We start from the raw sequence: 11,199 nt of genomic DNA on the forward strand, positions 1-11,199 counted from the left end.
GCGACGGACCCGGCCATTTCGGCGATGACGGGATTGACCTTACCGGGCATGATGGAAGAGCCGACTTGCACAGCCGGCAGCTTATATTCGCCGATGCCGCCGGATGGTCCGGAATTGAGCAGCCGGAAATCACCCGATATTTTCAGCAGATTCACTGCCGCCGCTTTGAGCAGGCCCGAAGTCTCTACGAATACATCCATATTCTGCGTGGCATCCATCGGAAAATCACTGCGGCATAACCCGAGCCCGGTCATTTCCCGCAGCTCCTCCGCCATGGCATAAGCGTACGTAAGCGGCGCGTTCATCCCTGTGCCGACAGCCGTGCCGCCGATATTGATCTCCCGCAGCCGCTCCTCCGCTTTATACAGCCGCCACCGGTCACGGGCTACCGCCTTGGCGTATGCGCCGAAGCTCTGCCCGGCCATGATCGGCAGCGCGTCCATAAGCTGCGTCCGGCCCAGCCTTAACACATCCGCATACTGCCGTTCCTTCTCCTGCAGCGCTTCCTGAAGCGAAGAGAACTCTTCACTCAGCACACGCAGCAGCGAGATGACAGCGATGCGCAGAGCCGTCGGATAGACGTCGTTCGTGGACTGATACAGATTTACGTGGTCAATCGGATGGATCAGCCGGTAATCCCCTTTGGTTCCGCCAAGCCGCTCGATGGCCCGGTTAGCGATCATCTCGTTTACATTCATGTTGGTGCTGGTTCCCGCTCCGCCCTGATAGGCATCGACGATAAAATGATCATCCAGCAGACCTGCCAAAATATCATCGCAGGACAACTGAATCGCCTCGGCGGCAGACTCCGGAATGTCCCCATTCCGGCCGTTTACTTTAGCGGCGGCTTTCTTAACCAGCACCATTGCCCGCATGAGCTGCTGATGAGCCGGACGGCCGCTGACGGCAAAATTATCCCGTGCCCGCAAGGTATGAATGCCATAATAGGCATCCTCTGGTACTGAAGCACAGCCAAGCGAGTCCTGTTCCATGCGGAAGCTTGATTCATGACTCATTTTAGCTTTCACCCGCCAATCTGGGACATCTGACGCCGCATTACGTGCTGGGAAGGCTTGTGGCTCGGCTGAACGATCATCTCATGCCGCTGCGGTTTGGCTTCGAGCGATTGCCGGAATACTTGTCTAAGCATCTCGGCATTTCCGATAAACGGCTTGAGATCCCACTCGTCGTTCCAATAGAGGCAGGGCTTAACATATCCGTTAGCCGTAATGCGCAGCCGGTTGCAGCCCATGCAGAAATGATCGCTCACCGGATTAATCAGGCCGAATTCTCCGGCAGCTCCGGAAATCCGGTAATACTTGGCCGGCCCCGCATCGTCAGCATCTCCGCAAAAGGATAGATTCGCCAGACTGTCACCAGGCTCAACCAGGCTCGCGTTCCATTCCCTCTTGGCACATTGCGCCAGTATTCCTTCCAGCGGCATATATTTCGCTTTCCAGCCCTCTGCCTGCATGCCGACAGGCATATATTCGATAAAGCGGATTTGCAGCGGATAGTTCAGTGTCAACCGCAAAAAAGACTCGATTTCGTCGTCGTTCACGCCTTGCATAAGCACTACATTAAGCTTCAGCGTCTCGAATCCGGCTTCAAAGCAGGCTTCAATGGCGTCTAATACCCGGCTAAGATTACCGCCGCGAGTGATCTGGGCGTACCGCTCCGGCAGGAGGGAATCCAGACTGATGTTCACATCGGTCAGCCCCGCCAGGCGGAGTGCCCGAGCCTTGGACGCCAGCAGCAGGCCGTTGGTGGTCAGCCCGATGCGTCTGATACCTGATATGGCGCCAAGCTTGGCCACAAGCTCTTCCAGACGGGGCCGAAGCAGCGGTTCTCCGCCGGTAATCCTCACCTTAGTGACACCCATCTCAGCGAGTACATTTACGATGTCAACCATCTCGTCAAAAGTAAGCAGGTCCGTCTGCGAAGTATATTCCGCTCTGTTCCCCGGTCTGCAATACTGACAGCCAAGATTGCAGCGGTCTGTAATCGATAGCCGCACATAATTATGTACACGGCCAAAGGAGTCAACCAAAGGATCGGACAAAGGATTCACCTTGCTTTCTGCATTTTGTGACTGAACACTTGGATGAAAATTCAACATGCTCAATAGCCGGATAAATCGCCAAACGGCTGCAGCAGCTGTGCACTGGCCGTTCTTTTCCGGGAAGCCGACTCTTCGATTTGACTCGGGTCAATGAACCGGAGCGCACTCGTCGGGCATACCCGTACACATTCCGGTCCATTGCCGCTTTCTTCACAGAGATCACACTTCTGCGCAACGATTCTTTCCTTCCGGCTTAGCACGCCCGCAGTATTTGACCGCAGGCCGGACTGCAGCTGCTTCTGACCATCCCGATACGCAGTAACCATCTGAATTGCACCATAGGGGCAGACCACCATACAGGTCTTACAGCCAATACATGTATCCTGGTTAATAAAAATGCTATGCTCTTTGTTCGTAATCGAACCGTTCGGGCACACATTCGCGCAAGGCGCATCCTCACAATGTCTGCACTGCACAGGGGCAGTAACTTCGTTCGTTTCGATTACGCTCAGACGCGGATAAAAGGCAATCTCGCTTTCTTCCTGCTCAAACAGACGGTTTCCCGAATGCGCAACGACACAGGCTGCTTCACAAGTATGACATCCAATACATTTATCAGGATCAGCAACTACGAAACTGTTCATTTCAATTCCCCCTTAACACTTCTGGAAAAGAATTTGGTATGCAGCAAATGATGTGAAGTATGACCTAAAGGCTCACCTAAAAAGTCTTTGTATAATTTAATAATTGCCGGATTCTCATGCGACTTGCGGACCTTCTGATTGGAATCATGACGGTAAATTGAGCTCTTTCGGGCCTGATAAGCGGCCTTTCGCTGCGTCTCCAGCAGAAGCTTCGGCTGGCCGCCGCCGCTGACGCAACCTTCGGGACAAGCCATCACTTCGATAAAATGATAGGGGCAGGTGCCTTCGGACACTTGTTCCAAAATGGATGAGACATATTTAAGCCCGGCGACCACGGCCACCTTCAGTTCCAAATCTCCAATCTGAACCGTAGCCGTACGAATTCCTTCATCCCCTCTGATAAAATCAAGCTGGAGGTTCGGGATGGATTCGTGCGTTATCAGCTCATACCCTGTTCGGATCGCCGCTTCCATGACTCCTCCGGTGGCGCCAAAGATGGTCCCTGCTCCGGAATATTTGCCGAGCGGCGAGTCAAACGGTTCGTCGGGCAGATTCATGAAATCAATGCCCTTATCCTTGATTAACTGGGCAAGTTCCCTCGTTGTAATGACCCTATCCACTTCACGAAGCCCGTCGACATTCATCTCATCCCTGCCGGCTTCAAATTTCTTGCAAGTACAGGGCATGCCCGCCACACTGAGAATATCGGCTGGGGCAACCCCATCCAATTCGGCACTGTAGGTCTTAGCCAATGCCCCTACCATTTGCATCGGCGACTTGCAGCTCGACAGATGCTCCAGCACATGCGGCGCAGCCGTCTCCGCATGCTTGACCCAAGCTGGGCAGCAGGAGGTGAACATGGGCAGCCGCTCGCCTGACATGACTCTGCCTATTAATTCACTGCCTTCTTCCATAATCGTGACATCAGCTCCGAAATTTGTATCATATACCCTGTCGAAATTCAGCAGTCTTAATGCCGCCGCCATCTTGCCCGGCGTTAATGTGCCAAAGGGCAGGCCGAATTCCTCCGCCAGCGACACGCGGATAACCGGAGCGCATTGCACGACCTTATACCGCTTCGGATCGGCCAGCGCTTCCTTTAGCTCTAATGCATGTCCGGTCGAATAGGCGGCAAATAATGGTTCACGCACACTGGACAGCTGACCTCTTTGCCGCAGCTTCTCTGCACGGGAAGTCAGGGAAGGTTCACCTTCCGCCGCATAAGCGGCACATGTCTGTACACATTGCCCGCAAACGACGCAGCGGTGCGCATCAATTCTTTGGGGTGTACCCGCTTCCCCGATAATGGCATCCACAGGGCATACCGCCGCGCAGCGCCTGCACCCGGTGCATAGTTCTTCGTCAATATGAATAATCGGATCGATGTTTGACGTCACTGATGAACCCTTCTTTTCTATGATTAGGTTTGTCATAATCTCAGCCCTGCCGCTTTCCGCGATCTGGATTCCCCGAGGCTCGGACTGACAAGCATCAGCGCTTGTTCCGGACAGACCGAGACGCAAGCGGGAACCGGCTCGCCTCCGCCTTCAGACGGGCTCCCGCTATTATTCACAGCGGCTGCTGCACTCTCTCCAGAAGCGATATTCCCGGAATGGGTGATATCATGGCATAAATCGCATTTATAAGCGATGACTCTCGTTTTCCGTTCCAACCGGCCGTCCAGCCGTTCCCTTAAGTGCGGCTGCTTATGCTCCTGGCCGCTGCTGTACGCCTTATACAGGCTGATCGCTCCAAAAGGGCAAGCCATGGCGCAAGCTTTGCAGCCTATACAGCGATCCTCATTGATGGTAATAGCGCCTTCCTCTTGGACGATCGCTTGTACCGGACAGACGCCGGCGCAAGGCGCGTTCTCGCAATGCCGGCACTGAACAGGCATCGTGAAGCTGTCCGTGCGGATGACATGCAGCCTTGGAATGACCGGCACGGTGACCGTACCTACCGCAGCAGCCACCCCGTTATCACGGTTATGCACGGCGAAGCAGGCCAGTTCGCACGCTTTACAGCCTATGCATTTGCCGGCTTCGGCAATGACGAACGAATTGGGCCGTTCCTTCTTCATGCCTGACCCGCCCCCACATGCATCTGCTTTCTAAGCGACTCATACTGCTCCCGCACCTTCTGTTCGGCCCGAAGCTGATCCGGAATCCGCTCCAGGCGAATCGCGCAGTATTTGTATTCCGGCGTCTTAGAGATGGGGTCCAAGGCATCGCCGGTCAGTTCGTTGCAAGCGCCAATCCAGAAATGATAGGTCATATAGGTGGCGCCTGTTTTAACCCGGTCGCTGATTTGTGCTCTGGCGACAATCCTTCCCCGCCGGGAGATAATTCTCACAAGCTGGCCGTCTTCAATGCCGAGGCTCGAAGCATCCCCGGGACTAATCTGGATATAACCGGGTTCATCGGACAATTTACTAAGGGCGCGGCAGTTCCCGGTCATGGTGCGGACGGAATAATGTCCGACCTCACGGACAGTCGACAGCGTTAACGGATATTCCTGATCCGGCTGTTCGAGCGGAGCTCTCCATTCACAGGCGAACAGCCGCCCCTTGCCGTTAGGCGTCGAAAAGCGGTTACCCTCATATAAATACGGTGTACCCGGATGATCTTCGGTTGGGCAAGGCCACTGAACGCCGCCCTGCTCCTCCATCTTCTTATAGCTTGCTCCCGCAAATTTCGGACTAAGGGCTCTCATCTCGTCCCAGATCTCTTCCGTATCCCGGTAGGACATCGGGTAGCCCATTGCCGTTGCCAGTTCAGTGATAATCTGCCAATCCGGTTTTACATCCCCTGGAGGATCTACGGCTTTTCTAATCCGCTGAAATCCGCGGTCGGCCGACGAATACACACCATCATGTTCGCCCCAGGAGGTGGCGGGCAGAACGACATCCGCATGCAGCGCCGTCTTGTTCATGAAGATATCCTGTACAATGACAAACTCCATCTTCTCCAGCGTTTCCCTCACTTCGGCCGCATTCGGATCACTCTGTACCGGATCTTCGCCAAAAATGTAATAGGCCTTCACCTTATCTTCCTTCAATACCAGATGGGGAATTTCCGTTAAGTGGTAACCGATTTTATCCGGCAGCATGACGCCCCAGGCCTTCTCGAACTTTTTGCGTATTTTGGGATCGGTAACCGATTGGTAGCCCGGATATACATTTGGCAATGCCCCCATGTCGCACGAGCCCTGTACGTTGTTCTGACCGCGAACCGGTCCAATGCCGACACCGGGTCTGCCGAAATTGCCGGTCAGCAGTGCCAGCGAGGCAAGTCCTCTGACTACGTCAACCGCCTGAGCGAATTGGCATACTCCCATGCCGTACAGAATCATCGCTTTATTTGATTTGGCATACTGCCGCATCACCTTGCGAATGTCATCTGCTTTTACACCGGTGATGCTTTCGGCATATTCAGGCGTATACTTTTTCACACTTTCCTTGTATTCAGCAAATCCTTCCACATAGTTGGCTGCATAATCCTTATCATATAACTCTTCCTCTATGAGCACATTGCCAAATGCATTGACAAGTGCCATGTTTGTCCCGCCTTTAAGCGGGAGCCAGGTATCCGCAATTCTAGCCAATTCTGTCTTCCGTGGATCGGATACGATAATGGTAGCGCCTTTCTCCTTCGCTTTGACGATTCTTCTGGCTACAATCGGGTGCGTGACTGCGGGATTATAGCCAAAAATAAAGAGCAGATCCGCATCCTCTATTTCCGGAATAGAATTCGACATGGCCCCGTCACCCAGCGAATAGGTCAACCCGGCAACAGACGGACCATGGCACACTCTGGCACAGTGGTCAATATTATTGGTGCCGATCACCGCCCGCATGAATTTTTGCATCACATAGTTAGCCTCATTGCCTGGTCCTCTGGCTGAGCCTGTGCCCATGATGGCATCCGGACCATATTTTTCTTTAATCGCCGTCAGCTTCTCTGCTGTAAATTGGATGGCCTCCTCCCAAGAAACCTCTCGCAGAACCCCTTCTTTGCGAATCATGGGCTTGCGGAGGCGCGCGGTCAGAATCTGCGGATCATTCAGAAAATCCCAGCCATAATGGCCCTTCAGGCACAAGTTCCCTTCATTTGTTCTTCCATCCGCAGGCTCGGCCCCCACGACCTTCCCATCTTCAACCAGCAAATTCATGTGACAACCGCTGCCGCAATACGGGCATATTGTCAGTACTTTGTTCGTCATTGAATAACCACCTTTTTATGTGATTTTTTGCACAAATAGCACAACAAAAAATAAGCCAATACAAAGTATAAATAGAAAAATACACCGTGTACTGGCTTATTAAAAAGCGAAGAAGCTGGCGCCCTTTCTCTTCAATCAAACCGATTTATTCAATTGAATCATAATTGCCTGGCCGCTTGGACACAGCTCGTAAATCTTCCAAGTATATGTAAACGGACTGCCAAGCGTTTCTATCATTTCGGCCATAAATTCTTTTTCCAAATAAGGCTTTAGGACTTTCCAATATTCCGCAACGAGATCGACAGCACCTTCTTTTACTAAAATCTCGGATAGGCTCGAGAGAATTCCCCTAATCTCAATAGTGATTAATTGATTGCCCTCCAGCTTAACCTTCACATTCTCCGGACCCCTGCCCCGGTAGTGCTTCACAATCTTGACTACAAGTCTTCTAATCTTCTCTTGGTATTCGAATTCAGTCTCAGGCATCCAAACACCCCAATACTAACAATCTTGTAATGGAAGTTAATCTCATTTATTACATGTTCATGTTAGACTCTTCTAAAATTCTTGTCAATACACAAATTAACACTTACCCGTTCGTTTACAACTGTTATTCTTGAGTTCATGGACATTATCGTAAAATTTAAAAAAAGAGCGGCAAAGGTCCGATGCCCGGTTGTCCGCCGGAATCAAACCTTTGCTGCTCTTCTGCTTTTACCCGTAATACTTCGGGAACTCCATTCTGTCAGGCGCCGCCCTCTTTCAGGCGCAGCAGCGCGGCTGCCGCAGCATGCTGCTCCGCTTCCTTCTTCGAGCGCCCGCTTCCCTGGCCAAGCGTACGGCTGGCCATACTTACTTCGGAGACGAATTCGCGTTCGTGTGCCGGTCCCCGTTCCTCGATAATCCGATACTCCAAGGTGCCCATGCCGTGATGCTGAATCAATTCCTGAAGCTCGGTCTTGAAGTCGGTCATCTGCATTTGCAGCTTCCCATCCCTCTCTACCAGCGGGAACACGTGGTTATCCAAAAACTTCCGTGCCGTTTCGAGCCCTTGATCTAGATAAAGCGCTCCCACGAAGGATTCGAACACATCGGCCAGCAGGGCGGGCCGGGTTCGCCCTCCAGTCAGCTCTTCGCCTTTGCCAAGCAGCACGTAACGGCCAAAGCCAAGGTTCTCAGCGAACTTGACCAGCGAGGGCTCGCAGACGATAGCAGCCCGCAGCTTGGTTAGCTCACCTTCCGGCCGGTCCGGAAGCAGATTATATAAATATTCGGAAACCGTCAGCTCCAGGACAGCGTCGCCCAAGAATTCAAGACGTTCATTGTCCTGGTGCTGATTGAAACGGTGTTCATTGACATAGGACGCATGGGTAAAAGCCTGCTTCAGCAGCAGAGAATCGTGGAATTGAATATGAAGTTGACTTTGTAATTGCTTCAGGTCCCCATTCATCGCACGGTCTCCTTACTGATTGTATTTTTTCAAAATAACAGTCGCGTTATGTCCTCCGAATCCAAATGAATTCGACATGGCGATGTTCAGCTCGGCTTCACGAGGCTTATTCGGAACATAGTCGAGATCGCATTCGGGGTCCTGGTTGTCCAAATTGATTGTTGGAGCAATCATGTTATTCTGAAGGGAAAGTCCGCAAATAATCGCTTCCACTCCGCCAGCTGCACCAAGCAGGTGCCCTGTCATGGATTTCGTGGAGCTGATCGGCACCTTGTACGCATGGTCTCCCAGCGCCATCTTGATCGCCGCCGTCTCCGACTTGTCCCCTACAGGAGTCGAGGTGCCATGCGCGTTAATATAGTCAATTTCCTCGGGCTTGATGCCTGCATCGCGAATCGCCATCTTCATGCAGCGCGCCGCGCCGTCCGGATCGGGTTCGGTCATATGATGGGCATCGCCGCTCAAGCCGTAGCCGATAACCTCGGCATAAATCCGGGCGCCCCGCTGAAGCGCATGCTCCAGAGATTCCAGCACCAGGATGCCGGCGCCTTCACCCATAACGAAGCCGTCTCTGTCCGTGTCGAACGGACGGCTCGCCTTTTCCGGTTCGTCATTGCGCGTGGACATCGCTTTCATCGCACAGAAGCCTGCCATGCCCGTCGGACGGATGGTCGCTTCCGCACCGCCGCAGATCATGGCGTCCGCATCGCCGCGCTGGATGATACGCAGCGAATCGCCGATGGCGTGGCTACCCGTCGCGCAGGCGGTAACCTGCGTTGTATTTGGACCCTTTGCTCCAAGGCTGATGGACAGCTGCCCCGAACCCATATTGGCGATCATCATCGGAATAAAGAACGGGCTGACGCGCTTAGGACCTTTTTCAAGCAGTAGGTTATGCTGATCTTCCCAGGTGCCAAGTCCGCCAATACCCGAACCGACGGATACGCCCATTCTCTCGGCTTCAATATTCTCGCCAACAACCAACCCGCTGTCATTCAGCGCCATCTGTCCTGCCGCGAGCGCAAATTGTACAAAACGGTCCATCTTGCGGGCCTCCTTGCGGCCGAACAACTCTTCCGGATCAAAATCTTTAATCGAAGCCGCGATCCGTGTCGGATATTCGCTCACATCGAAGGATTCGATCGTAGAAACCCCGGACTTACCGCTCATCAAGCTGTTCCAGAATGTCTCCAGATCTTTGCCAAGCGCTGTCATCACGCCCATACCGGTAACAACCACTCTATGACTCAAAAGCATTCACCCCATCTGATTACTATATCTACAGTTGTAATTTCTCTCTCGCTTAACACTATATAAACTGCAAACGCCGCGAAAAAAAAGCGGTGGTTTGTTATTTTCCTCGGAAATACGCTTACTCAAGCGCAGCTTTCGCAAAGTGCAACCACTGTAAAATGAGGAGAAGTCCCGCCTTAAGCAGGTACGGGACTTTGTAAGCCAAGGACTCTAGGTATGAGATTGTATGTAGTTTACAACTTCACCCACAGTCGTAATCTTCTCTGCATCTTCATCAGAGATCTCCATATCGAATTCATCTTCCAATTCCATCACCAATTCTACAACGTCGAGAGAATCAGCTCCCAAATCATCTTTGAAAGACGCTTCCAGTGTGACTTCGGCTTCGTCGGCTCCTAAGCGGTCGACGACAATGCGCTTTACACGCTCCAATACATCGGACATCCGGTTCACCTCCTCTTTTGGTATTATACGAGATATGAGTTCAAAATGCCATAGAGCTAAAAAAACGCTTTAACCCGCTAATTTTGACGCTCAATCTCACTCAACGGGATTAACCCGGAGCCCCCCAAATATTACATATACATGCCGCCGTCAACATGAAGCGTCTGGCCCGTCATGTACGCCGCTCCCTCGGACGCAAGGAATAGCGCCGCCGAAGCAATCTCCTCCGGCAGACCGAGCCGTGCCAGCGGAATGCCCTTCGCCAGATCGGCGCGGACTTCATCAGACAGCTGCCGGGTCATATCGGTGTCGATAAAGCCGGGAGCAATACAGTTAACCGTAATGCCGCGGGAAGCAAGCTCTCGCGCAGCCGACTTGGTCAGTCCGATAATGCCGGCTTTCGCCGCCGAATAGTTGGCCTGCCCCGGATTGCCTGTCACGCCGACGACGGAGGAAATATTGATGATCCGGCCATAACGCTGCTTCATCATCGGGCGGGTGACCGCCTTAAGGCAGTTGAACACGCCTTTAAGATTCGTCTCGATGACCTGATCGAATTCTTCCTCTTTCATCCGCATAATCAGATTGTCCCTTGTAATGCCCGCGTTATTCACTAGAATATCGATCCGGCCCCAGGCGCTGAGGGTTTCTTTAACCAGGGCTTCCGCCTGTTCGGCGCTGCCGACATTGCCCCGCAGCGCGATTCCTTCGGAGCCGAGCTCCACGATGCGCTCCACGGTCTCCCGGGCAGCATCTTCGCTGCCAGAATAGTTCACGGCGACCTTAACGCCATGCTCCGCCAGCGCCAGCGCAATGCTGCGGCCGATGCCGCGAGACGCGCCGGTCACCAGGGCCGTCTGGCCCCGCAATGCTGAGAACATCCTTGTAGCCCCCTTTCATAGTCCGTAAAGCTCGTCCTGTCTTCAACCAGAAATCCGTTCAGCCAAGAGCTTCAATGCTTTCCAGGCTGTTAATGTTGATCACCTTGACGTTCTTGTCGATCTTGCGGATGAGTCCGGCGAGCACGCTGCCGGAGCCGATCTCCACAAACGTGTCCACGCCTTCTTCAATCAGCCGTTCCACGGTATCCTGCCATAATACCGGCGAATACACCTGCCGGACCA

General features: G+C 53.0%; 11 protein-coding genes and 1 pseudogene. All 12 read right to left on the reverse strand.

Annotated elements, in window-relative coordinates; all coding sequences use genetic code 11:
• Nucleotides 1-1,016 (reverse strand): lyase family protein (locus L691_RS0104130; RefSeq protein ID WP_025688949.1); only part of this gene is annotated, 1,016 nt, incomplete at its 3' end.
• A gap of 8 nt (nt 1,017-1,024) precedes the next feature.
• Nucleotides 1,025-2,062, reverse strand: coding sequence for a GTP 3',8-cyclase MoaA (moaA, locus tag L691_RS0104140; protein ID WP_025688951.1), 1,038 nt, complete (start codon nt 2,060-2,062; stop codon nt 1,025-1,027).
• Between the two features lie 59 nt (nt 2,063-2,121).
• Entirely contained in the window at nt 2,122-2,706 is a 585-nt protein-coding gene (locus L691_RS0104145; RefSeq protein ID WP_025688953.1) for a 4Fe-4S dicluster domain-containing protein, read from the reverse strand.
• Nucleotides 2,703-4,103: a [FeFe] hydrogenase, group A gene (locus L691_RS0104150; RefSeq protein WP_232229092.1), complete on the reverse strand. Its 1,401-nt coding sequence runs from the start codon at nt 4,101-4,103 to the stop codon at nt 2,703-2,705. Before L691_RS0104150 ends, L691_RS0104145 begins: the two co-directional genes overlap by 4 nt.
• 32 nt (nt 4,104-4,135) lie before the next feature.
• Nucleotides 4,136-4,786, reverse strand: coding sequence for a 4Fe-4S dicluster domain-containing protein (locus tag L691_RS33885; protein WP_025688955.1), 651 nt, complete (start codon nt 4,784-4,786; stop codon nt 4,136-4,138).
• Nucleotides 4,783-6,927, reverse strand: a complete 2,145-nt coding sequence (fdhF, locus tag L691_RS0104160) for a formate dehydrogenase subunit alpha (protein WP_025688956.1) — start codon at nt 6,925-6,927, stop codon at nt 4,783-4,785. Before fdhF ends, L691_RS33885 begins: the two co-directional genes overlap by 4 nt.
• Nucleotides 6,928-7,062: 135 nt before the next feature.
• Nucleotides 7,063-7,413 (reverse strand): Na-translocating system protein MpsC family protein, encoded by a 351-nt coding sequence (locus L691_RS0104165; RefSeq protein WP_025688957.1) that lies wholly within the window; start codon nt 7,411-7,413, stop codon nt 7,063-7,065.
• A 259-nt stretch (nt 7,414-7,672) separates the two neighbouring features.
• Nucleotides 7,673-8,377 (reverse strand): ribonuclease III, encoded by a 705-nt coding sequence (gene rnc / locus L691_RS0104170; RefSeq protein ID WP_025688958.1) that lies wholly within the window; start codon nt 8,375-8,377, stop codon nt 7,673-7,675.
• A gap of 12 nt (nt 8,378-8,389) precedes the next feature.
• Complete coding sequence (fabF, locus tag L691_RS0104175; protein ID WP_025688959.1) at nt 8,390-9,628, reverse strand: beta-ketoacyl-ACP synthase II; 1,239 nt, start codon at nt 9,626-9,628, stop codon at nt 8,390-8,392.
• Nucleotides 9,629-9,841: 213 nt separating this feature from the next.
• On the reverse strand, nt 9,842-10,075 hold the full coding sequence (acpP, locus tag L691_RS0104180) for an acyl carrier protein (protein ID WP_025334828.1): 234 nt from the start codon (nt 10,073-10,075) through the stop codon (nt 9,842-9,844).
• Nucleotides 10,076-10,206: 131 nt separating this feature from the next.
• Nucleotides 10,207-10,956 (reverse strand): 3-oxoacyl-ACP reductase FabG, encoded by a 750-nt coding sequence (gene fabG, locus L691_RS0104185; RefSeq protein ID WP_025688960.1) that lies wholly within the window; start codon nt 10,954-10,956, stop codon nt 10,207-10,209.
• 58 nt (nt 10,957-11,014) lie between these two features.
• Nucleotides 11,015-11,199 (reverse strand): annotated as a pseudogene (locus L691_RS0104190) (ACP S-malonyltransferase); the annotation flags it as partial.

This window comes from Paenibacillus zanthoxyli JH29, from assembly GCF_000520715.1.
Classification (GTDB): domain Bacteria; phylum Bacillota; class Bacilli; order Paenibacillales; family Paenibacillaceae; genus Paenibacillus_AQ; species Paenibacillus_AQ zanthoxyli.

What these genes read in the sequence shown, in the direction of transcription:
- fdhF (WP_025688956.1), bottom strand. Translation starts at nt 6,927, where the DNA reads ATGACGAACAAAGTACTGACAATATGCCCGTATTGCGGCAGCGGTTGT.
- fabG (WP_025688960.1), bottom strand. Translation starts at nt 10,956, where the DNA reads ATGTTCTCAGCATTGCGGGGCCAGACGGCCCTGGTGACCGGCGCGTCT.
- L691_RS0104165 (WP_025688957.1), bottom strand. Translation starts at nt 7,413, where the DNA reads ATGCCTGAGACTGAATTCGAATACCAAGAGAAGATTAGAAGACTTGTA.
- rnc (WP_025688958.1), bottom strand. Translation starts at nt 8,377, where the DNA reads ATGAATGGGGACCTGAAGCAATTACAAAGTCAACTTCATATTCAATTC.
- L691_RS0104145 (WP_025688953.1), bottom strand. Translation starts at nt 2,706, where the DNA reads ATGAACAGTTTCGTAGTTGCTGATCCTGATAAATGTATTGGATGTCAT.
- L691_RS33885 (WP_025688955.1), bottom strand. Translation starts at nt 4,786, where the DNA reads ATGAAGAAGGAACGGCCCAATTCGTTCGTCATTGCCGAAGCCGGCAAA.
- acpP (WP_025334828.1), bottom strand. Translation starts at nt 10,075, where the DNA reads ATGTCCGATGTATTGGAGCGTGTAAAGCGCATTGTCGTCGACCGCTTA.